General features: G+C 45.1%; 23 protein-coding genes, 2 tRNA genes and 1 other annotated feature. Of the genes, 18 read left to right on the forward strand and 7 right to left on the reverse strand.

Annotated features, from left to right (window positions below):
• Nucleotides 1–115: 115 nt before the first annotated feature.
• Nucleotides 116–838 (reverse strand): YaaC family protein, encoded by a 723-nt coding sequence (locus tag HOP45_RS17995; RefSeq protein ID WP_181350773.1) that lies wholly within the window; start codon nt 836–838, stop codon nt 116–118.
• Nucleotides 839–1,014: 176 nt separating this feature from the next.
• On the opposite strand from HOP45_RS17995, the gene guaB reads away from it, so the two are divergent.
• From guaB to HOP45_RS18025, 6 genes are all read left to right on the forward strand, one after another.
• Nucleotides 1,015–2,484, forward strand: a complete 1,470-nt coding sequence (guaB, locus tag HOP45_RS18000) for an IMP dehydrogenase (RefSeq protein WP_181350774.1) — start codon at nt 1,015–1,017, stop codon at nt 2,482–2,484.
• A 142-nt stretch (nt 2,485–2,626) separates the two neighbouring features.
• Entirely contained in the window at nt 2,627–3,928 is a 1,302-nt protein-coding gene (locus tag HOP45_RS18005; protein WP_181350828.1) for a serine hydrolase, read from the forward strand.
• A 123-nt stretch (nt 3,929–4,051) separates the two neighbouring features.
• A complete protein-coding gene (gene pdxS / locus HOP45_RS18010; RefSeq protein ID WP_181350775.1) occupies nt 4,052–4,936 on the forward strand; it encodes a pyridoxal 5'-phosphate synthase lyase subunit PdxS in 885 nt (294 codons plus the stop codon).
• Nucleotides 4,937–4,957: 21 nt separating this feature from the next.
• On the forward strand, nt 4,958–5,548 hold the full coding sequence (gene pdxT / locus HOP45_RS18015; RefSeq protein WP_181350776.1) for a pyridoxal 5'-phosphate synthase glutaminase subunit PdxT: 591 nt from the start codon (nt 4,958–4,960) through the stop codon (nt 5,546–5,548).
• Nucleotides 5,549–5,587: 39 nt separating this feature from the next.
• Nucleotides 5,588–5,810, forward strand: a binding site (T-box leader).
• Nucleotides 5,811–5,873: 63 nt separating this feature from the next.
• Nucleotides 5,874–7,148 (forward strand): serine--tRNA ligase, encoded by a 1,275-nt coding sequence (serS, locus tag HOP45_RS18020; protein ID WP_181350777.1) that lies wholly within the window; start codon nt 5,874–5,876, stop codon nt 7,146–7,148.
• 174 nt (nt 7,149–7,322) lie between these two features.
• A tRNA-Ser gene (locus tag HOP45_RS18025) sits at nt 7,323–7,415 on the forward strand.
• A 118-nt stretch (nt 7,416–7,533) separates the two neighbouring features.
• Here the strand turns inward: HOP45_RS18025 and HOP45_RS18030 are convergent.
• Complete coding sequence (locus tag HOP45_RS18030) at nt 7,534–8,229, reverse strand: CPBP family intramembrane glutamic endopeptidase (protein ID WP_181350778.1); 696 nt, start codon at nt 8,227–8,229, stop codon at nt 7,534–7,536.
• Nucleotides 8,230–8,319: 90 nt separating this feature from the next.
• Here HOP45_RS18030 and HOP45_RS18035 point away from each other — a divergent pair, with 90 nt between their 5' ends.
• Nucleotides 8,320–9,090 carry a MerR family transcriptional regulator gene (locus HOP45_RS18035; protein ID WP_181350779.1) on the forward strand — a complete coding sequence of 257 codons (771 nt, stop codon included), beginning with the start codon at nt 8,320–8,322 and terminating at the stop codon, nt 9,088–9,090.
• Nucleotides 9,074–9,541 carry a hypothetical protein gene (locus tag HOP45_RS18040; protein ID WP_181350780.1) on the forward strand — a complete coding sequence of 156 codons (468 nt, stop codon included), beginning with the start codon at nt 9,074–9,076 and terminating at the stop codon, nt 9,539–9,541. The genes HOP45_RS18035 and HOP45_RS18040 overlap by 17 nt, the downstream gene beginning before the upstream one ends.
• 38 nt (nt 9,542–9,579) lie before the next feature.
• Here HOP45_RS18040 and HOP45_RS18045 read toward each other — a convergent pair whose 3' ends face one another.
• From HOP45_RS18045 to HOP45_RS18055, 3 genes are all read right to left on the reverse strand, one after another.
• Nucleotides 9,580–9,846, reverse strand: coding sequence for a hypothetical protein (locus tag HOP45_RS18045; RefSeq protein WP_181350781.1), 267 nt, complete (start codon nt 9,844–9,846; stop codon nt 9,580–9,582).
• A gap of 84 nt (nt 9,847–9,930) precedes the next feature.
• The gene (locus HOP45_RS18050; RefSeq protein ID WP_181350782.1) at nt 9,931–10,614 is read right to left on the reverse strand and encodes a deoxynucleoside kinase; all 684 of its coding nucleotides are present in this window, start codon (nt 10,612–10,614) and stop codon (nt 9,931–9,933) included.
• Nucleotides 10,611–11,252 carry a deoxynucleoside kinase gene (locus tag HOP45_RS18055; protein WP_181350783.1) on the reverse strand — a complete coding sequence of 214 codons (642 nt, stop codon included), beginning with the start codon at nt 11,250–11,252 and terminating at the stop codon, nt 10,611–10,613. Before HOP45_RS18055 ends, HOP45_RS18050 begins: the two co-directional genes overlap by 4 nt.
• A gap of 177 nt (nt 11,253–11,429) precedes the next feature.
• Here HOP45_RS18055 and HOP45_RS18060 point away from each other — a divergent pair.
• The 6 genes from HOP45_RS18060 (at nt 11,430) to HOP45_RS18085 (ending at nt 16,170) form a co-directional block, all read left to right on the forward strand.
• Nucleotides 11,430–11,502 (forward strand) — tRNA-Arg (locus HOP45_RS18060).
• A 275-nt stretch (nt 11,503–11,777) separates the two neighbouring features.
• On the forward strand, nt 11,778–13,034 hold the full coding sequence (locus tag HOP45_RS18065) for a DNA polymerase IV (protein WP_181350784.1): 1,257 nt from the start codon (nt 11,778–11,780) through the stop codon (nt 13,032–13,034).
• Nucleotides 13,035–13,282: 248 nt separating this feature from the next.
• Nucleotides 13,283–13,621: a YolD-like family protein gene (locus HOP45_RS18070; protein WP_181350785.1), complete on the forward strand. Its 339-nt coding sequence runs from the start codon at nt 13,283–13,285 to the stop codon at nt 13,619–13,621.
• 76 nt (nt 13,622–13,697) lie between these two features.
• The gene (locus HOP45_RS18075) at nt 13,698–15,083 is read left to right on the forward strand and encodes a TrkH family potassium uptake protein (protein WP_181350786.1); all 1,386 of its coding nucleotides are present in this window, start codon (nt 13,698–13,700) and stop codon (nt 15,081–15,083) included.
• Nucleotides 15,084–15,198: 115 nt separating this feature from the next.
• Nucleotides 15,199–15,537: a YolD-like family protein gene (locus HOP45_RS18080; RefSeq protein WP_181350787.1), complete on the forward strand. Its 339-nt coding sequence runs from the start codon at nt 15,199–15,201 to the stop codon at nt 15,535–15,537.
• A gap of 81 nt (nt 15,538–15,618) precedes the next feature.
• Entirely contained in the window at nt 15,619–16,170 is a 552-nt protein-coding gene (locus HOP45_RS18085; RefSeq protein WP_181350788.1) for an RBBP9/YdeN family alpha/beta hydrolase, read from the forward strand.
• Between the two features lie 177 nt (nt 16,171–16,347).
• On the opposite strand, the gene HOP45_RS18090 is transcribed toward HOP45_RS18085, so the two are convergent.
• Nucleotides 16,348–17,448 carry an HD-GYP domain-containing protein gene (locus HOP45_RS18090; protein WP_181350789.1) on the reverse strand — a complete coding sequence of 367 codons (1,101 nt, stop codon included), beginning with the start codon at nt 17,446–17,448 and terminating at the stop codon, nt 16,348–16,350.
• Between the two features lie 207 nt (nt 17,449–17,655).
• On the opposite strand from HOP45_RS18090, the gene HOP45_RS18095 reads away from it, so the two are divergent.
• The 3 genes from HOP45_RS18095 to HOP45_RS18105 all read left to right on the forward strand — a co-directional run bounded on the left by HOP45_RS18095 (nt 17,656) and on the right by HOP45_RS18105 (nt 19,861).
• A complete protein-coding gene (locus HOP45_RS18095; protein ID WP_181350790.1) occupies nt 17,656–18,309 on the forward strand; it encodes a M50 family metallopeptidase in 654 nt (217 codons plus the stop codon).
• Between the two features lie 82 nt (nt 18,310–18,391).
• On the forward strand, nt 18,392–19,495 hold the full coding sequence (gene eutH, locus HOP45_RS18100; protein ID WP_181350791.1) for an ethanolamine utilization protein EutH: 1,104 nt from the start codon (nt 18,392–18,394) through the stop codon (nt 19,493–19,495).
• A gap of 168 nt (nt 19,496–19,663) precedes the next feature.
• A complete protein-coding gene (locus HOP45_RS18105) occupies nt 19,664–19,861 on the forward strand; it encodes a cold-shock protein (protein WP_181350792.1) in 198 nt (65 codons plus the stop codon).
• Between the two features lie 59 nt (nt 19,862–19,920).
• On the opposite strand, the gene HOP45_RS18110 is transcribed toward HOP45_RS18105, so the two are convergent.
• The gene (locus HOP45_RS18110) at nt 19,921–20,199 is read right to left on the reverse strand and encodes a hypothetical protein (protein ID WP_181350793.1); all 279 of its coding nucleotides are present in this window, start codon (nt 20,197–20,199) and stop codon (nt 19,921–19,923) included.
• A gap of 174 nt (nt 20,200–20,373) precedes the next feature.
• Between HOP45_RS18110 and HOP45_RS18115 the strand changes: the two genes are divergently transcribed.
• The gene (locus HOP45_RS18115; protein ID WP_181350794.1) at nt 20,374–20,961 is read left to right on the forward strand and encodes a YdeI/OmpD-associated family protein; all 588 of its coding nucleotides are present in this window, start codon (nt 20,374–20,376) and stop codon (nt 20,959–20,961) included.
• Nucleotides 20,962–21,016 lie beyond the last annotated feature (55 nt).

The raw sequence follows: 21,016 nt of genomic DNA on the forward strand, positions 1-21,016 counted from the left end.
CGTTTCTCAAACTGATGGTAGGGAGGGCAGGGAAAATCGGGAGACTCCCGCGGAAAGCGGACGTTTTTCCCTGCCCTCCCTTTTCCACCCTAGTAAACGGACTGATGTATTAAAGTTATGAAAGGTCAAAGCTCCGGCTATGGAGCCATTCTTCGACTAGGCGGGGGACTTTTTCTCCTGTACAGAGGAGGAAGCCTTTGATAAATGTGAAATCCTCGCGATCACGCAGCTGTTGCATTTCTCCCCACCATTCGACTTCATATCGGACAAGCATGCTCAGGTTGTAAAGAAGAATGAAGTGCGTCAGCAATTCGGGCCATACCGCACCGGGTGTCTTGACCTCTTCCCCCTCCTTGTAGTGAAAATAAATCGCCATTTCCGGAATTTGCCGGAGCATGTCGTCGATGCCGGCTTTTTCCGGCAGCCTCGGGTAAGTCCAATTGAATAAATGACGGGCTGCATAGGGAAACAGACCGTTCGGTTGGATGCGTACTTCATCCTCCCGGAAACGATAGTGCTGTTTTTTCCGCTTTCGCGTCGATAGACCATGAGCCAACACTTTGGTCGAATCAGGGTAATCCGGACGTACGGTCAGAATGTTCGCTTTCATGAAATGCTCCAGCCCATAAAAATAAAGCAGCGGCTGTAAACCGATGTCAGCGTGCTTTCCCGTCTCAAAGTAGCTGAGGCCTTGCGATAGCAAGTAACAAAATCGATCGCTGTTGCGGTAGGATTGTAAATCATGCTTAGGATCCCCTTGATTCGCGTAACAGGTATCCAGAAATTGTTTGGCGTGGGTGACCGCTTGTAAATAGATAAGAAAATGAAAGCGCTCCATTATTTCAGCTCCTCTGGTGGTGTTGTCATTCTCCTGCATTTGCCATGATTTAATGGTTGAAAATACCCTTTTGTTGTCGTATTGTGAATAACAATAAGATTGTCTGTCAGTTTATTTAGTGTTTATAGTGCCCACCTTTTATCTAAACTATTTTGCCCATAAAGGAGAGTGTCAGCATGCGTGAGGACAAGTTTGCAAAAGAAGGGTTGACCTTTGACGATGTTCTACTCTTGCCGGCCAAATCGGACGTGCTTCCACGCGATGTGTCCCTTTCGACCAACCTGTCGCCTACATTGAAACTGAACATGCCATTAATCAGTGCAGGGATGGATACGGTAACGGAAGCAGCCATGGCGATTGCGATGGCCCGACATGGCGGACTTGGTGTTATCCACAAGAATATGTCGATTGAAGAACAAGCTGAACATGTCGACCGGGTCAAACGCTCCGAAAGCGGTGTCATTACCAACCCTTTCTATCTGAAACCGGAGGATCAGGTTTATGATGCGGAGTATTTGATGGGAAAGTATCGTATTTCGGGTGTCCCCATCGTGAACAGTGAAGATGATCATCGCCTCGTGGGAATCATCACCAACCGTGATTTGAAGTTCATCGAGGACTATTCCATTCCGATTAATGATGTGATGACGAAGCAGAATCTCGTGACGGCGCCTGTAGGTACCACCTTGAACGAAGCGGAAAAGATGCTTCAGCAATATAAGATCGAAAAGCTGCCTTTAGTCGATGAACAAGGTGTGCTAAAAGGCTTGATCACCATTAAGGACATTGAAAAAGTCATTGAATTTCCAGACGCCGCGAAAGACACGCAAGGCCGTCTGCTTACCGGAGCAGCTGTGGGGATCACAGCGGATTCCATGACCCGGATAGATAAGCTGGTCGAAGCCGGCGTTGACGCTCTCGTCGTTGATACGGCCCACGGTCACTCTCAAGGCGTGATGAACCACGTCAGTGAGGTGCGCGCCAAATATCCGGAGATGAATATTATTGCTGGGAACGTCGCTACTGCTGATGCTACACGCGATTTAATTGAAGCAGGAGCCAATGTAATTAAAGTAGGCATCGGTCCTGGGTCTATTTGCACAACCCGAGTGGTTGCCGGCGTCGGCGTTCCGCAAATTACCGCTGTATATGATTGCGCGAGAGAAGCTGAAAAATACGGCGTGCCGATTATCGCGGATGGCGGCATCAAGTTTTCCGGTGATATCATCAAGGCACTCGCCTCCGGAGGACACGCGGTGATGCTGGGCAGCCTGTTTGCAGGCGTTTCGGAAAGCCCGGGCGAAACGGAAATCTTCCAGGGACGCCGCTTCAAGGTCTACCGGGGCATGGGTTCAGTCGGTGCTATGGAAGCTGGTTCGAAAGACCGTTATTTCCAAGAGTCATCCGAGGCGAAAAAGCTTGTGCCGGAAGGAATTGAAGGGCGCATGCCATACAAAGGGCCGCTTGCTGATACCGTGCATCAACTGCTTGGCGGAATCCGTTCAGGCATGGGCTATTGCGGCACATCCGATTTAACCCAATTGCGAGAGGATGCGCAGTTTACTCGCATTACGGGCGCAGGTTTAAGGGAGAGTCACCCGCACGACGTTCAAATTACAAAAGAAGCTCCCAACTACTCCGTTTAACCTACGAAACTTTTATTAGACAGGGACTTTTCCCTGTCTATTTTTTTATAATTTCCTGTGGTAAAATAACAAAGATGCATATTATTTACGGTGGAGGTCGAGAAAGTTGTTAAGACAAAAGTTTAAAACATCATTTGCTGTCATGATGGCGCTGGTCATCGGTATGGTGACCCTGTTTGCAGGACCTGAATCTACATACGCGGATGTTCAGGTGAATGCAGAATCTGCCATTCTGGTGGATGCTGACACAGGAGAGGTCCTATTTTCAAAAGAGGCCGATTTAACATTGCCTCCAGCTAGTATGACGAAGATTATGACAGAGTATCTCGTATTTGAAGCGATAGAGAACGGGGAAATCAGTTGGGATACCACGACGCAAATTGGTGATTACCCTTATAGCATATCTGCTGACGCCGCGTTTTCCGGCGTTGGTTTAAAACAGAATAAGGATTACACAGTTCGCGAGCTCTATGAAGCAATGGCCATTAATTCAGATAATGCGACGACGATCGCGCTTGCCCAGCTTATCGCAGGTTCAGAAAGTGACTTTGTCAAACGTATGAATGAAAAAGCGGAAGAAATGGGTTTGCCGGATTATCAGTTTGTGAATGCGACCGGGCTCAATAACAGTGATCTCGGCGGCAATCATCCAGAAGGGACAGAGCCCGACGCTAACAACTTGATGTCAGCTCGCTCGGCAGCCCTACTGGCCTACCATCTGATCAATGATTATCCTGAGGCGCTCGATATTTCCAATGTAAAAGAGACGACCTTTGATGGCCAGACGATCCAAAACTGGAACTGGATGCTTCCAGACATGCCCGGCCACTTGGCGCAGTTCGGCTATGAAGGTGTCGATGGAATGAAGACAGGCTTTACGGATCTTGCAGGCTTTTGCTTTACAGGAACAGCCAAGCAGGGCGATCAACGGCTGATTTCTGTTGTGATGAAAACAGACAGTAAAGAAGCCCGCTTTCAGGAAACGCAGAAACTGTTCGATTTCGGTTTCAATAACTTTGAGTCAAAAGAATTGTTCCCAGCAGGTCACCAGCTTGAAGGAGAATCAGAGCTGGGCGTTGTCAAAGGCAAAGAAGATAACGTAGAGATTGAATCGGCTGAAGCCATTCAAACCATGGTGCAAAACGGGGAAGAAGATAAATACAGCATGGAATACAAGCTTGATGAGGATGCCCTTAATAAAGACGGAGAACTCGTCGCCCCGGTGGAAGAAGGACAGAAAGTCGGTACGGCCCAGCTCGTTTACAGCGGTGAGCAGAGTCATGGGAATATCCTGAACGATACGTCCGGCCAGCAAAGTGTCGAACTTGTCGCCTCCTCTGCTGTGGAAAAATCCAATTGGTTCATGCTGATGATCGGTTCTGTGGGCGACTTTTTCAGTGACGTGTTTTCCAGTGCGGCAGATACAGTGAAAGGTTGGTTCTAAGCCGGTTATAATACTGATTTATTCAGTAGGCATTTAACATGTTTTACGTTACAATAGAAATGTAAATGTTTGTATGCAGCAATTTTATTAAATAGATTATTATCGGGTATGGGAGGAATTAAGATGTCTAAAGTAGGTACAGATCGTGTCAAACGTGGAATGGCAGAAATGCAAAAAGGCGGCGTCATCATGGACGTTGTCAATGCGGAACAAGCCAAAATTGCCGAAGAAGCCGGAGCGGTGGCTGTCATGGCCCTCGAGCGTGTGCCGTCTGACATTCGTGCTGCCGGCGGTGTAGCCCGTATGGCTGACCCCACTATTGTAGAGGAAGTTATGAATGCTGTATCGATTCCTGTGATGGCCAAAGCACGCATCGGTCATATCGTAGAAGCGCGCATCCTTGAATCGATGGGTGTTGACTATATTGATGAGAGTGAAGTACTCACGCCGGCTGATGATATTTACCACATTAAAAAAGATGGGTATACCGTCCCGTTTGTGTGCGGATGCCGTGATCTCGGTGAAGCAACCCGCCGTATCGGCGAAGGAGCTTCCATGCTTCGCACTAAAGGGGAACCAGGTACTGGCAACATCGTAGAGGCTGTCAGCCATATGCGCCAAGTGCAAGCGCAGATTCGCCGCCTTATGAACATGGCTGACGATGAAGTGATGGTATATGCCAAAGAGAACGGGGCACCTTATGAATTATTGCTTCAAATTCGTGAAGAAGGCCGCCTGCCAGTCGTCAATTTCGCAGCCGGCGGTATCGCTACGCCAGCTGATGCAGCGTTGATGATGCAACTGGGCGCGGACGGCGTCTTCGTTGGATCTGGCGTCTTTAAATCAGACAGTCCTGAAAAATTCGCCCGCTCGATTGTAGAGGCTACAACCCACTACGACGACTATCAGTTGATTGGTGAAATTTCCAAAGGCTTAGGGACAGCTATGCCAGGCATTGAAATGTCTACATTGACGCCTGAAACGCGTATGCAGGATCGCAGTCAGTAAGGATAAAAGGAGACATGCATCATGATGAAAATCGGTGTACTAGGCCTTCAAGGAGCTGTTCGTGAGCATATCCGCTCCATTGAAGCCTCCGGAGCTGAAGGCATCATCGTTAAGAAAACAGCTCAACTTGAGCAAATTGACGGACTTATTATCCCAGGCGGCGAAAGCACGACCATGCGCCGGCTCATTAATAAATATGAATTTCTCGAACCGCTTCGCCAATTCGGCAAGCAAGGCAAGCCGATCTTTGGCACGTGTGCCGGGCTGATCCTACTCGCCACGGAAATTGCTGAAACGACGGATGTTCATCTTGGTTCAATGGATATGAAGGTTGTACGCAATGCATTTGGCCGGCAACGGGAAAGCTTTGAAGCGGACCTGGCGATCAAAGGCGTATCCGATGCTTACAACGCCGTGTTCATCCGGGCGCCTTACATTGCAGAAGTGGGTGCTCAGACCGAGATTTTGGCGGAACATCAAGGTAAGATCGTGGCTGCCAAGCAGGGCCATTACCTGGCTTGTGCCTTCCATCCCGAACTAACGGATGATCACCAGTTGACCGATCATTTTGTCAAAATGGTGGAAGCTTCGAAAAAAACACTTGCATCTTAACGTGAAGTTCGCTATTGTTAATAACAATAATTTGTATAAGTGAATGTGTTGATAGGAACCAGTAACAGTTTCCCTTTCTTACAGAGAGTCAGTGGCTGGTGTGAACTGACGGAAGGACCTGTTAATCCATCCTGGAACTGACAGGCTGAAATGTTGAGTAAGTCTGTCCGGCCTCTCACCGTTATGAGTCGAGCCGGAAGACACGTACGCGCGTGTTTTCAAATTGGGTGGTATCGCGGGAAGCAATGCTCTCGTCCCTTTATGAATAAAGGGATGAGAGTTTTTTTTATGAGCTAAACTAAAATGTTGAAGGAGGAATAGCGGCATGTTAGATATGAAATATTTACGGACTCATTTTGATGACGTGAAGGAGAAACTGCAAAAACGAGGGGAAGATTTATCAGATCTCGATGCCTTTGGCGACCTTGATTCCAGGCGCCGGGAATTGATTAAGGAAACAGAAGAATTGAAAGCGCGTCGTAATGACGTATCGAAAGAAATTTCCCAGCTCAAAAAGAACAAAGAGGATGCGGACGATAAAATTAAAGAGATGCGCGAGGTGGGCGATCGTGTCAAAACGCTGGACGAGGAATTGAAACAGGTAGAAGAGAAATTGGAAACCTTGTTGCTGTCTATCCCGAATATCCCGCATGACAGTGTCCCTATCGGTGAAGATGAAGACGATAACGTGCTGGCTCGTTCTTGGGGCGAAGCGCCATCCTTCACCTTTGAAGCGAAGCCCCATTGGGACCTCGCGACTGATCTGGATATTCTCGATTTCGAACGCGCAGCCAAAGTGACCGGCAGCCGCTTCGTGTTTTATAAAGGATTGGGCGCCCGTCTGGAGCGCGCATTGATGAATTTCATGATGGATTTGCATGCCGACGAACACGGTTATGAGGAAATGCTACCTCCGTATATGGTCAACTCTAATGCCATGACCGGCACCGGCCAACTGCCGAAATTTGCAGAAGATGCGTTCTCAATCGAAGAATGGGATTATTATCTCGTACCGACAGCCGAAGTTCCGGTGACCAATTATCACCGTGAGGAAATCTTAAACGTCGATCAACTCCCGCAAAAATATGTGGCCTTCAGTGCCAGCTTCCGCTCTGAAGCAGGCTCAGCCGGACGTGATACGCGAGGTTTGATCCGCCAGCATCAATTTAATAAAGTCGAACTCGTTCAATTCACTAAACCAGATGAATCCTACGACGTCCTGGAGCAGTTGACCGGCGAAGCTGAGAAGGTGCTGCAGCTGTTAAAACTGCCTTATCGGGTCATGAGCATGTGCACAGGTGATCTCGGCTTCACAGCAGCTAAAAAGTACGACATTGAAGTATGGCTGCCAAGCTACGATACGTATCGTGAAATTAGCTCATGTTCCAATTTCGAAGACTTTCAGGCCCGGCGAGCCGGTATCCGCTTCCGCCGCGAGGAAAAAGGCAAACCGGAATTCGTGCACACGTTGAACGGCTCAGGCCTGGCTATCGGCCGCACCGTGTCCGCCATTTTGGAAAACTATCAGCAAGAAGACGGCACCATCACGATACCGGAAGTCCTCCGTCCTTACATGGGAGGCAAAACAACAATTTCGTAAAGAAAAGCCTCCCCTTATGCCTTGAGCTGAAGGGGAGGCTTTTTTATTTCAGTCTATAAAAGCATGAACAAAAACATAGTGTTGCGTCGTGATTTTTCTAAATATTATATTAATTCACCCTATCGTTGACAGAGGTTTGCAGGCATGGTATATTAATTTTTGTCGGCCACTTACGGAGGAGTACCCAAGTTCGGCTGAAGGGAGCGGTCTTGAAAACCGCCAGGGGGTTAACGCCCCGCGGGGGTTCGAATCCCTCCTCCTCCGCCATTTTACAAACAATCGCGCATAATATTGGAGATTATATCAAAATCGTTACCTTATAGGTAGCGATTTTTTTATGATTCATTCGTGAACTGCTCTCAAGACACTATCTCATAGATTAAGTCTAAGCAAATGCTGTAAGAATAATAGCTATTCCATTAAAAGCACCATGGATAATCATACCTGGTAGAATGGAACCCGATTTTTCATAGGCCCATGCAAATATTACTCCTGAGATAAAGTTGACAGGAAGGGTATTATAAGTCGGAATGTGAACCACAGTGAAAATAAGAGAACTCAAGATTATACCAGTCGGTACCCCACATTTCCTCCGAAACCATGTATAGAGAAAGCCACGGTAAAAGATCTCCTCATAAATCGGTGAAATGACCGCTGCTGAAATGAAACCTATGCTAATTGTAATCCATGTCTTATTGGCTTCCAGGGCATCGGTCTTGTCATTAGATAGCCCAATGTGAAACAGCTCCATCAAAGTTAAGATCAATATACTGGCCGTTATAAGAATAACCGTCCAGACGATAATCGATTTCCAATAGCGACTGGAAAAAGATCTGAGTCCAACGATATGCCAACCATAAAGGTAAGGCTTTAAGGCGACGAGATATACACTAAACGTAAATACCACTGCCATGAAAAAGCCTGTTACCGTACCTGAATAAAGGCTATCGTGAAAGATTGAGTCAAACAGTCGATGTAAAAAAGTCTCGATACCGATTGGCACAATGACGAAGGCGAGTAATAATAATAAGCTTAATTCTTTATACGTCCACTGTAATGATTTAAGTCCATCTTTTTGCAATTTAATTCCTCCTATTTCCTAATTGTGCTACATTTAGGTTAATGGGTAACGTTACGTTACCCTCAAGTATTTTTTTGGAGGACGGTTGTTGTGGAGTATTTTTTAACAGGTGAAGTATCGAGAAAGCTGAATTTGTCATTACGTACCCTGCGTTACTATGATCAAATCGAGCTTGTGGAACCAGCATGGAAATCAAAGAACGGAACGCGCTATTACACCACCGAGCAATTGTTGCAGTTACAAAAAGTATTAATATTAAGATCAGCTTCTTTATCTCTAGAAGATATTAAAAAAATCTTGAACCGAGTTACGATGGAAAAAACGTTAACTGTCCATAAAGAACAGCTAGAACATAACATGAGTGAGTTGCAGCAGTCACTCGACTATACCCATACATTATTAAACACACTGAAACTCGAAGGTGACATTCACTGGAATCAGTTACTCCCCCTTCTATCGGAAGAAACCCAATCGCTGAAACAGCAAAAAAAGCAGGCGGTAATGGAACGTTTATTTAATGGTGAAGAACGAACAATATTAGAGGAAAGGCTCCCTAAAATGGAAATGTCTCCTAGTGAAGTGGGGAAATGGATTAACGTGATTAAGCGTATCGAGTTGTGCTTAACTGAAGGCAAGGCCCCTGAATCCCCTGAAGGCCAATTGATAGCCGAAGATACGCAGATCTTGTCCGATGAAACATTTAATGGAGACGCAGTTTTAGCAGAGAAGTTCTGGGAAGCACGTAAATCCGAAGAGAAGTCTGCAGAATTAAATTTGTACCCGATTGATAATGATGTTGTGGCATTCATGGAAGCAGCCATTCTCCAAATGGAGAAAGAGAGGGATGGAAATGAAAGATAAGAAGTTTAAATTGCTTCTTATACTGATCTCATTTTCGATTTTTTGTTATCATATTTTTAATCTATTTCACCTTTGGTCAGATATTCCCAGTCAAATTACTATTCATTTTACTGATGGAGAACCTGGTTCAAAATTTTTCCTATTTGTAATGCCCATAATAAGCGTGTTCATATGGTTTCTTGTTGGTCTATTTGTGCGTAATCCCGAGAAATTGAACTATGTTAATTTGACCGAAGAAAACAAAGACATACAATATTCAAGAACTCAAAGCGTCATGATACTGATTCAAAACGTTAGCTTTATGACTTTCATATTCGCTAACGAAGCATTATTGGATAATGCTGTTGGCATGGAATCATCCCTGCCTATTGCCATTTCTATCGTTTGTTTAGTTATCTGCTTTATCGCCCCCTTGTATTTATTAGTTTGGGCGGCAACGTTGAAATATTAGATAGGAACTTATTAGCAGAACAATCGCTCTGAGGGCGTTTAAAATACGAATACTACGAAGGTGACAAGCACGGCTAAATTGACAGGGAACAAACATAAGTAGATATAAGGCCGCTGTTTCTTTGCTTTTTCGTTCGATCTACTGCCCCAATGCTCTATCGAATAATTCGTAATTGCTATGATGGCAATGAGAACAAGGAAATAGACGATATCCTGTTTAATATCATCCAAGATTGCCGGAGATAGAATAAGTAACGTTAACATTTGCAAATTTGAAAATATGTAGGCTAGAAAAAACGATCTCACAGCCTGTCCCCCCTATCGCGTCCATAAGATATCGAAATGTATAACAAAAGCCGGAAAGCTGTGATGAGGCTTTCCGGCTTTTTATTAGGTCATAAGATGACTGGAGCGCCATTTGCGCGAATGATGAATCAAGTTGCCGATTTTTTCAAGGATCGGCTCTATACTTTCTCCCCGTTGCAGCAGATCGTAATCCGCAATATCCAGGCGCAGGACCGGGCAAGCATTAAAGCTTTCAATCCAGTTCTCATAGCGCTTGAACATCTCTTCCCAATACTCGATTGGCGTCTGCTGCTCCATCGGACGGCCGCGGTCTTTAATCCGATTTAAAATATGATCAAACGACCCTTCCAAATAGATAAGCAAATCAGGATGAGGGAAATAGGGTGTCATCACCATGGCGTCAAATAAGCTCTTATAGGTGTCATAATCCGTTTCAGACATGGTCCCCTTCTCATAATGCATGCGGGCGAAAATCCCTGTATCTTCATAGATGGAACGGTCCTGAATGAAGCCGCCCCCATATTCGAAAATTTTCTTCTGCTCTTTAAATCGCTCAGCGAGAAAATAAATTTGCAGGTGAAAGCTCCAACGCTCAAAATCATGGTAAAACTTATCTAAATAGGGGTTCGTTTCGACTTTTTCAAGCGACGTCCGGAAATTCAACGCTTTGGATAGGGCGTTCGTCATCGTTGATTTGCCCACCCCTACTGTACCGGCGATTGTGATGACACTGTCATGAGGAATACCGTATTGTTCTCTCGTGTTCATTTATAAACTTCTCCTTTGCTTAAATGCTGCTCGACTTGGGAGATGATCGCCTGCAGATGATCCTGGTGTTTAACGAAATCGGTATCATCTCCATTGATCCGAATCACCGGTATGTCAGGATGTGACGCTTCAAAATGATTCATGAAGTCCTCATAATCCTGCGACAGCTGCTGTAAGTATGATGCTTGTATATTAGCCTCTACATCGCGATCCCGCATACGAATCCTATCCATTAAGGTATCCAAACTGGCATGTAAATAAATCATCATATTCGGCCGCGGCATATCATGCGTTAAAATATCAAAAATCTGCGAGTACTTTTCAAACTGTTTCTCTTGCAGGGTGCGGCGAGCAAAGATCATGTTTTTGGAAATATGGTAATCCGCAATCACGGGCTTCCCCATCTGTAAGTATTTTTGTTCAATATCCTCCAGCTGTTTGAACCGATTGCAAAGGAAAAACATTTCAGTTTGGAAACTCCACTCTTCAATATTTTCATAAAACTTGCCTAAAAACGGATTCTCCTCAACGATTTCCTGTAGTAAGTGAAAATCAAAGTGGGAGGCGAGCTTTTTAGACAGAGACGTTTTCCCCACACCAATGGGCCCTTCAACCGCTATGAAAGGTAATTGTCCCATCCCTTCTCCTCCTTCAATATGTTAACGAAAGACATCATTCGATACGTTTAGACAGACAGATAATATTTTATCATATTACCTATAAGGAAGTAATGATCCTATGTAAATTTCCAAAATTGATCGCTTTTCAATAGGGTCGGTTTTTTGTATAATAAAATACGCACGATTTTTAAATAGGCCCCCGTAGCTCAGGGGATAGAGCATCGGTTTCCTAAACCGTGTGTCGCAGGTTCGAATCCTGCCGGGGGCGCTCTTAATATGTAACCTTTCTTTTCTTATTTTTATTGTAAAATCGATTGAATTCGACATCGTTTGCTATACACTAAAAGAGTAGTCAGGACTTCCCTTAACATATGACTACCACCCCGCCTGCACGTGGCGGGGTTTTATTTTAATCCATGAAATCTTCATTGCTGAATGCGATGAAGATTTTTTATATGGAACGATTACTTTATTTTTCCTGTATACATTTAGGCTGTTATTTCATATAATAAGAACAAACGTTCGTGTTGTGAGGTGAGAACATTGGATTATTCAGGGTATCCGAGGCATGATGTGCTGTGCATTGATATGCGTTCCTTTTATGCCAGCGTGGAGTGTGTGAAAAGAGGGCTTGACCCACGGGAAGCTCTGCTTGCCGTTGTGGGTGACACCGAACGAAAAGGGAGTATCGTGTTGGCTGCGTCGCCTGCCTTGAAGAAAAAGCATGGCATCAGTAATGTCAGCCGCTATTTCGAGCTGCCGCGTGATCCGAACATTGTGATTGCACCGGCTCATATGGGGGATTATCTCGAGGTTTCCGTTGAGATTACGAAAATGATCAAGAATCTTGTGCCTAAGGAAGCGATTCATGTCTATTCCGTGGATGAGTTATGGGTCACCATTGATGGTTTGGAAAAGCTATATGGAAAACCGTATGAAATTGCGCGGCTGATTCAATTTGAAATTAGCGATCAATTCGGCATTGAGTCCGTGATCGGGATTGGGGATAATAAGTTTCTGGCAAAAGTCGTGATGGATATTCATGCGAAAAAGGCGGCAGATGGCATTGCGGAATGCCGGTATGAGGATGTGGAGGAAAAGTTGTGGCCGTGTGAGATTCAGCATATTTGGGGCATTGGCTCACGCATGACGCGCAATTTGAACCGGATGGGCATTTTAAATCTGGGGCAGTTGGCCCGTCATCCTTTGAAGTATCTCAAAAAGCACTATGGTGTCATGGGAGAACAGCTGTATTGGCACGCATGGGGCGTTGATTTAAGTCCGGTTTACGGGCAGTTTGTCAAGACAGAGCAGAAGTCCTACGGCCACGGGGTGACGTTATTGCGAGATTATGAACGAGACGAAATTTTCGCGTGTCTGCTGGATTTATGTGAGGAAGCCTGTAAGCGGGCAAGGCATGATGACCAAGAGGGGCGGACTGTACACCTGGGAATCGGGTACTCCAGCGAAACAGGCGGCGGCTTCAGCCGGTCGATGTCTGTGCAATCTCCGACGAATATTACGATGGATGTTTACCACATGTGCCTGCAATTATTTCAACGCTTCTATGACGGGGAAAGTAAAATCAGACGGGCTTCTGTGGCTCTGACAAATTTAGAGGATGAAATGGCTGTGCAATTAAACTTGTTTGATGACCAGCCGAAGAAAAAAGATTTAGCTGAGGCTATGGATCAGATCAGAGATAAATACGGGGCCACAGCGGTGCTCAGAGCCAGCAGTTACACTAGTGGAGGCATCACGCTAGAGCGCAGCAAGAAGATTGGCGGCCACTATGCTTAAAGAATGTAAGGTGAGGTGCAGACTATGAATGGCGTGCTTTCTCGTGCTTTGCGAGCTAAACAGAAGCTTGACCTGATTTATGTGGACAGTGACGGGCAAGTTTCCCAACGGGTCATCCGGGTGCTTGAGCTCAGAGAGGATGAGATCCTTGCTTATTGCTACACGCGAAGAAGGGTCAGAACGTTCAAAAAAGCTAATGTCCTATCCCTCTACCCATACCAAAGACGTAAGAGAATGGAGGCTTAATGATGGCTGATAGCAATGATCGCGGCTCGATCAAATGGACATCGTTGATGCTGCCGGAACATGTCGAGATGATTAAAGCGGCGTGGGAAGAAGATGAACATGTCGAGAAAGGCACGTTAGATGAGCAGCAAATTGAAGCGATCAACTTTACGTTAGAGCAAGCGGTCGAGGAGCAGCTGGTCGTTGAGATCAAATACTATAACGGCAGCGGATACAGCTATGTACAGGGAAAAGTGAAAGCCGTCGAGTCCAGATCTCGAGACGTTCATTGTATCCAGGAGAAGACCCAGCAAGCGATGACGATCAAGCTAGACGACATCCTTGATATGACGGTATTATGAGAAAAAGACGAGACATCCTGCTAAGGACTCCTTTACATTTAGCTGGTAATCGCTTAATCTAACAGTATTTAGCAGAATGTGGAGGCCGTGTGTAATGAAGGCATTAAATCGCTTCAACAAAACGAATATATTGAATTATTTATCAACCGTTCAATTAATCGTCATCTTCTATGTTTCCGCCGTTCTTATATCAACTGGGCTCGTGAGTCTTCCGTTTCTTCATCGTCCGGGCGTTGATTTAAGTTTTATCGACGGATTATTCACCGCGGTCAGTGCGGTGAGCGTCACCGGTCTAACCGTAGTTTCCACAGCGGATACCTTCAATACGGGAGGGTATTTCGTTTTAATTTTCATCCTTCAGTTCGGCGGTATCGGAATCATGACTCTGGGCACATTCATTTGGATGGTACTCGGACAAAAAATCGGACTGAGGCGGAGAGATTTGATCAAAACCGACCAAAATCGTGCCACATTTGCGGGCTTAGTTAAACTGGTCAAGCAAATATTGATCATTATTGTCATCACGGAACTGATCGGGGCAGTGATTCTGGGCACCTATTTTATCTCGTATTTCCCCACTGTTCCCGAAGCCTTCATGCAAGGGTTGTTTGCTTCTGTCAGTGCAACGACGAATGCGGGCTTTGACATAACGGGCACGTCGCTTATCCCCTTTGCGGATGACTATTTTGTGCAAGTGGTTAACATCATATTGCTCATTTTCGGTTCAATCGGTTTCCCAGTCTTGATTGAAGTGAAGGATTTCTTGTTGAATAAAAAAGGCCCGATGTCACGTTTTTCCTTGTTTGCCAAATTAACGACGACCACCTATTTCACATTGATGCTGCTCGGCGCTCTCTTTATCTTTATATTTGATCGTACGCATTTCTTTAAAGATAAAGCCTGGCATGAATCCTTTTTCTATGCGTTGTTCCAATCGGTCACCACCCGAAACGGCGGACTCGCCACGATGGACGTCAGTGAATTTACAATCCCGACCCTGATCGTTATTTGCGTTCTCATGTTCATAGGGGCATCTCCCAGCAGTGTCGGAGGCGGCATACGTACGACGACCTTCGCGATCGCTGTGCTGAGCATCCTTACCTATGCCCGGGGAAAAACCAATATCCGCATATTCAATCGCGAAATTCATCAGGAGGATATTTTCCGCTCGTTCATCGTTATTCACAGCGCGTTTATGATTTGTGCACTTGGTGTTATTTTACTTAATTATTTTGAACCCCAGTTCAGTTTGATGGAAATATTATTTGAAGTCTCCTCAGCATTTGGGACGACAGGTTTGTCGATGGGCATTACGTCAGATCTTCACACTGTCGGGAAATTGGTTATCATATGCTTGATGTTTATCGGCCGAATCGGTATCTTCTCGTTCCTTTTCTTAGTTCGAGGTCAAGTTATTAAAGATCGATATCATTATCCTAAGGAGAACGTCACCATTGGCTAAGTGGTCATTCATGGCCAATAACAAACGAAAGTAGACAGTGGTTCTCACGTTTTCGTGTTTACCTTTTAGGTTATACCAAGAACAAATGTTCGCATTTTACAGGAGGGATGGGGAAATGGCAAAACGAAATCGAGAGCAGACGAAGCAGTGGACGACCATGATGCTGCCGGAACAGGTGGCAAGGCTGAAACAAACATGGCAGGGTGATGCACGTGTAGAGAAAGGTTTGATTGACGAGCGCAAAGCTGTCGAGATTGATTTCTTGCTGCAACGAGCAGTCAATGACAATCTTCCTGTGGCGGTTGAATACGTGAATAGCATAAATAAGGACGTTCTGGAGCTGAAAATCGATAGGATGAACAGGGTGGAACGAAAAATTTATGCAAAAGATTGGCACACCAAGAAACCTGTAACACTTAACCTTGACGATGTTACAAATCTCCATATCGTATAGATGGCGTTATTTCCTGAGAAATAATCAGTCTGGAACGAGATGTTTTGTACCAAAACCCGAGAAACGAGAGGGGAAGGGCCTTTGAAGAAGCAGGTATTATGTATTCATAGTGCTGGACCGCAAGAAGGAAATCAGGGAAGCAGTCACTTAATTGCCTATTTGCAACAATTGCTAGGGACGGAGTATTCCATATTAACTCCTGCTATGCCGGATCCCGAAAATCCAAATTATGCCCGGTGGAAAAGCAAGCTGGCAAGCGAGTTAGCGGCCTTAAATGGAGAGGTCATTTTGATTGGCCATTCTTTAGGTGGCTCCGTATTGCTGAAATTCTTGTCTGAAGAAGCTTGCGATCTTGTTATCAAAGGGTTGTTTTTACTTGGGTCACCCTACTGGGGGGTGGACCAAGACTGGGTGGCTGAAGAATTTGAACTTCCCAGCGACTTCACCTCAACCCTTCCCTTGATCCGACACCTGTTTCTGTATCATAGTCGGGACGATGATGTTGTACCGTTAACTCATATGGAACAGTATGTGCGTAAATTGCCTCACGCGAAAACACGTGTGTTCAAGCATCAGGGTCACTTATTTGAGAACGGTGTGGCTGAACTGATATCCGACATTCAATCTTTATGAAAAAAGGTAAATATTAACATATCCTCAACATAAAACGAACTACACAAAAATGCCGAAACGATTTCACTGAAATTGTTTCGGCACGTTTGTGTTTCAAAAGGGGTGTTCCATGACAACTCCGTCAAAACGCGCTTCTTTCCACGGGCACGGTCTCAGCGTGTTAGTTATTGGAGGGAGCTAACCGAAGGAGATGTCTTTTTGCTTGTCCACCTTTTTATTCTTGAATTCGTCATATAGTGAAGGAAAAAGCTGCTCAAAGGCCTCTACAAGGACGGGGTCAAACTGGGTTCCTTTGTTTTCTAAAATGATGTTTTTGGCTTTGACCGGCGAAAAGGCAGCTCTGTACGAGCGTGTGGAGGTCATGGCATCAAATGCATCAACGACCGATATGATTTTGGCATACAGCGGAATCGCTTCCCCAGGCAGCTGGGCGGGGTAGCCATGCCCGTCGATGCGTTCATGATGAAAGGATATCGCATCTACTATTTCGGTTTGGAAACCTAATTCCTGGGCAATTTCACTGCCGTAAGTCGGGTGGAGTTTGATCGTTTCGTACTCGTCTTCAGTTAAAGGCCCTTCTTTTTGCAAGACGTGAGTAGGCAAATGTAATTTCCCGATGTCATGCAGCAGCGATGCCACCCGCAAGGTCTCAATATCAATTTTATAGCCTTGTTGTTTTAACTGTTTCCCTAATCTTACGCTGTAATCAGAAACACGGACGGAGTGACCCTGGGTATACACATCCTTCGCTTCAATCGCCATGACCAAAGCTCTCATCGTCTTCGTGTACAGGCTGTTCCGTTTTTCATATTGGGTCATCACCCTGGCGACAAATTGTAAAATTAGGATATACGCGAGAAAAATGCTGAAATGGACAATCGTCAGGGATAAGCTGAAGCTTAACTCAGGCTGAAGCAAAGTGACAGCGAGGTAAGCTGCAAGTGATGTTCCAAATATAAAAATAAAATATCGGCTTTTCTTAAACAACATAGCGAAAATCGGATTAAAAAAGAACAGTTTGATGCCTAAAAAAGGTGCGGCGTAATACAAGGCCGCCGCAAATAACGTTCCGTTCAGCAGAAATAAATAGTTCTGAAGATTCGCATCAAAATACTTATGTAACAGTGTGAAGGGTAAAAAACCAAATAATAAGACGCTCAGGATTAGATAAAATTCACCGTTGAGCTTCGTATCCAGGGAAAGCGTCAGCACAACCAGAGTAAGGGCTCCGATTCCGCTTGCAATCCAAGCTGACTTAAGAATTTTTTTCATGTTCATAACGTCACCACTTCTGAAAAAAGTATTAGGTATATTTTACTTCTTTTTACTAATTTCGACAATGTATTTTCGATTCTTTATGGCGAATTGAATCTTTCTGTGCTAACTGAGCATGGAAGAACGCACATATGATAGGCTTGAGGAAGTGAAACGTGAAGGCGTTCGAAAACGTATTCCAGCTATTAAATAAAAAGGATGGACCCGCCTATGAAAACCCAGATGGTTATCGGCGTTATACTAGCTGTTGTGTTAACTCAAATTCCTATCATCGGTCGTTATTTCTCCGTGGTCAATACGCTGATTCATGAGAGTGGGCATTCGCTCATGGCCTTGCTTACGGGGGGAGAAGTACGACGTATTTCATTGTTTGCTAGTACGGAAGGGGCTACGATGACGGCGCATCGGTCCTGGCTGAGCCAGGTATTGACCAGCGCGTCGGGGTATGTCTTTTCTTCTGTTATTGCGTTTCTGTTATTTTATCTCATCTATAAAGGTCACAGTCATATCGTGATTTATATTTTGCTAGGCTTTCTTGCTATCAATCTCGTGTTCTGGGTACGGAATGTGTACGGCATCTTCTGGCTCGTGACGTTCGGGGCTGGCTTCATTTGGATGTTGCGCAGCGGTCATGAGACCGTGATTCAATATGTGCTCGTTTTCATCGCTTCTCTATTGTTCGTTAAAGCTATTACGAGCGCATTTGAAATTATGGTGCTCAGTTTCATCTCGCCCCACCAGGCAGGCGATGCCACCAATCTCGCTCAAGCCACCTGGATGCTTCCCGCCCAGGTGTGGGGGATCCTATTCTTCCTCCAATCCCTTTACTTCGGCTGGCTCACCATCAAGAAAATCTGGCTGTGACACAAGATCTGCGTACCTGGTACGAAAAGGGGAATTTCAAATGAGCCGGGTGTGTCATTATGTTGGGAAGGGGGCGTGAGTGATGTGGTTGAATGATGCGATTTTGGCTGTGATGGCTTTGTTTATGGTTATTGGGGCGGCGGATCATTACATATTGAGTCATCGCTTGAAGCTGGGTCATAAATTTCATGAGGCATTTATGATGATGGGTCCGCTGGCGCTTGCCATGGTGGGGATCATCTCGTTGGCGCCGGTCCTGTCTGAATGGCTGACTCCAATTATTACGCCGTTCTATCACGCAATCGGTGCTGATCCGTCCATGTTCCCTTCGATGCTGTTAGCGATTGACATGGGAGCTTATCCGCTCGCCACAGCAACTGCAGAGAGCAAGGAAGCGGGTATTTTTTCCTGGGTGTTTCTCGGAACGATGATGGGCCCGACGCTTGTTTTTACCATCCCCGTCGCACTATCCATTATTACGCCTGGAGATCGTCCGTATTTTGCCCGGGGCGTCCTGATTGGTTTGATGACGATCCCGATCGGTTGTCTGGCAGGCGGCGCATTGGCAGGTTATTCTTTCGCATGGATGATCCAGAACCTGATTCCCACGCTGATCCTCTCGTTAATGATTGCATATGGGCTGTGGCAGCTGACTCAGCTCACCATCCGGCTGTTCACCTGGTTTGGCAAACTGATTGAGTTGATCATCATTACCGGTCTAATTGCCATTACGATTGAGACCCTGCTTGGCGTGACGGTAATCGCCGGGCTAGCACCGCTTCAGGAAGGCATGACGATTGTCGGAACCATTACGGTGACGTTAGCTGGTGCTTACCCACTGGTGGCATGTGTGATTCAAATCGGGGAAAAACCCTTTGCGAGGCTGGGAGAGAAGTTGGGCCTCAACCCGACAGCTATGGCTGGTTTCATCGCCTCATTGGCCCATCATATCCCGATGTTCGCGACGATGAGGGATATGGACCCACGAGGGAAAGTCATGAACGCAGCATTTGCTGTAAGTGGTGCTTTCACTTTTGGCGCCCATCTCGCATTTGTTGCTGGCATTGAAAAAGAAATGATGCTTGCGATGACTGTGGGAAAGTTGACAGCAGGCCTGTTAGCTGTGGGATTGGCATACCTTATGACACACTCTATGACAGCCTCTGGAAAAAATAATTTAAAATAATTTTAAAAAAAGATGGATTTTATTTGGCAAAAAGGATATACTTATAATACTTGATTGTTCGGAATATGAATAAAGGCAAGAAAGCTATTAAAGTGATCGCGTCTTAACTGAGTATGTAGAGCAAATGAGTAATACAATGGTGGGTCACCCACCGCAGGAGGAATTTCCATGGTACAAGGTACAGTAAAATGGTTTAACGCAGAAAAAGGTTTCGGTTTCATCGAGGTTGAAGGTCAAGACGACGTATTTGTTCACTTCTCAGCGATCCAAGGCGAAGGCTTCAAAACTTTAGAAGAAGGTCAAGCGGTTAACTTCGATATCGAAGATGGCCAACGTGGACCACAAGCTTCTAACGTTCAAAAATAATAGCTGCTAAAAAAAGACCCCAATCGGGTCTTTTTTTTATGGACACAGATTCAAAAACGTCATTTCAGCCGTTTATATTCGTTGATAAAAGATTCTGGCGATGTTTTTACAGTATACGAAAAAACGCCTTGATTGGTATGCAAGTACAAAAAACCGTAAGAAGCTGATAGTGGTCGATACGAAACATCAAACACGTCCTGCAAATGAAACTGATTATAGGGAGCGGTAATTTTATCTTCGTACAAATTGAGATATTTTTCGATTTCCGTATAATGCTGCACGTTATTCTGAATGACACGAGAAGTTGTCGTGAAGGGTTGAGAGTAAATGAGTGTCAAACATATGCTCCTTTAAGTTGAGACATCGATTCTAGTTTAACATGCCCTGAAGTTATTATGCCTCATTCAGGTTATATAGGTTATGTTAAGTTTGCACAGCAGGGCATGGAAAACGATTGAAGGTTGATGTATATTGAAAGAAAGACAACTATTAAAATTAAGGGGTGTAGCTTGATGGCAAATAGCAGGATGGATCCTAAAATCGACACATACTTAAGTGAGCCCAAGAAATGGCAGGAAGAATTTAAGAAGTTGAGAACCATCATACTTGATTGTCAGTTGAATGAAGAAATGAAGTGGGGGTGGCCTTGTTACACACATGAAGGGAAGAACATCGTGTTAATTCATGGATTCAAGGAGTATTGTGCCTTGCTCTTTTTCAAAGGGGCCTTATTAAAGGATAAACATGATATGTTGATCCAGCAAACGGAGAATGTCCAGGCCGGGCGCCAGATACGCTTCACGAATGTTCAAGAAATTGCTGAAAAGGAAGCTATCTTGAAAGACTACGTTTATGAAGCAGTTGAAGTTGAAAAAGCCGGTTTGGAAGTGAATGTAAAAAAAGAGATGGACATCCCCGAAGAACTTCAAAACAAATTCGCTGAAAACCCAGCCTTGAAAACGGCGTTTGAAGCCTTGACACCGGGGCGGCAACGAGCCTACATTCTCTATATTAATAAAGCCAAAAAATCGGAAACGCGCGTGTCACGAGTGGAAAAATATGAGCAGCATATTCTCGAAGGAAAGGGATTAAACGATTAGTCTCTTGTTGGGTGATTGCTCGTGTTTGGGCGATTCCTCCTTGCGCTTGGGCGAT

Origin of the sequence: Thalassobacillus sp. CUG 92003, assembly GCF_013618635.1 — a bacterium.
Lineage (GTDB): Bacteria > Bacillota > Bacilli > Bacillales > Halobacillaceae > CUG-92003.

What these genes read in the sequence shown, in the direction of transcription:
- HOP45_RS18115 (WP_181350794.1), top strand. Translation starts at nt 20,374, where the DNA reads ATGGCAAATAGCAGGATGGATCCTAAAATCGACACATACTTAAGTGAG.
- HOP45_RS18055 (WP_181350783.1), bottom strand. Translation starts at nt 11,252, where the DNA reads ATGGGACAATTACCTTTCATAGCGGTTGAAGGGCCCATTGGTGTGGGG.
- HOP45_RS18040 (WP_181350780.1), top strand. Translation starts at nt 9,074, where the DNA reads ATGGAAATGAAAGATAAGAAGTTTAAATTGCTTCTTATACTGATCTCA.
- HOP45_RS18105 (WP_181350792.1), top strand. Translation starts at nt 19,664, where the DNA reads ATGGTACAAGGTACAGTAAAATGGTTTAACGCAGAAAAAGGTTTCGGT.
- HOP45_RS18080 (WP_181350787.1), top strand. Translation starts at nt 15,199, where the DNA reads ATGGCAAAACGAAATCGAGAGCAGACGAAGCAGTGGACGACCATGATG.
- HOP45_RS18075 (WP_181350786.1), top strand. Translation starts at nt 13,698, where the DNA reads ATGTGGAGGCCGTGTGTAATGAAGGCATTAAATCGCTTCAACAAAACG.
- HOP45_RS18090 (WP_181350789.1), bottom strand. Translation starts at nt 17,448, where the DNA reads ATGAACATGAAAAAAATTCTTAAGTCAGCTTGGATTGCAAGCGGAATC.
- HOP45_RS18005 (WP_181350828.1), top strand. Translation starts at nt 2,627, where the DNA reads ATGATGGCGCTGGTCATCGGTATGGTGACCCTGTTTGCAGGACCTGAA.
- serS (WP_181350777.1), top strand. Translation starts at nt 5,874, where the DNA reads ATGTTAGATATGAAATATTTACGGACTCATTTTGATGACGTGAAGGAG.
- HOP45_RS18095 (WP_181350790.1), top strand. Translation starts at nt 17,656, where the DNA reads ATGAAAACCCAGATGGTTATCGGCGTTATACTAGCTGTTGTGTTAACT.
- pdxS (WP_181350775.1), top strand. Translation starts at nt 4,052, where the DNA reads ATGTCTAAAGTAGGTACAGATCGTGTCAAACGTGGAATGGCAGAAATG.
- HOP45_RS17995 (WP_181350773.1), bottom strand. Translation starts at nt 838, where the DNA reads ATGGAGCGCTTTCATTTTCTTATCTATTTACAAGCGGTCACCCACGCC.
- HOP45_RS18050 (WP_181350782.1), bottom strand. Translation starts at nt 10,614, where the DNA reads ATGAACACGAGAGAACAATACGGTATTCCTCATGACAGTGTCATCACA.
- pdxT (WP_181350776.1), top strand. Translation starts at nt 4,958, where the DNA reads ATGATGAAAATCGGTGTACTAGGCCTTCAAGGAGCTGTTCGTGAGCAT.
- eutH (WP_181350791.1), top strand. Translation starts at nt 18,392, where the DNA reads ATGTGGTTGAATGATGCGATTTTGGCTGTGATGGCTTTGTTTATGGTT.
- HOP45_RS18070 (WP_181350785.1), top strand. Translation starts at nt 13,283, where the DNA reads ATGGCTGATAGCAATGATCGCGGCTCGATCAAATGGACATCGTTGATG.
- guaB (WP_181350774.1), top strand. Translation starts at nt 1,015, where the DNA reads ATGCGTGAGGACAAGTTTGCAAAAGAAGGGTTGACCTTTGACGATGTT.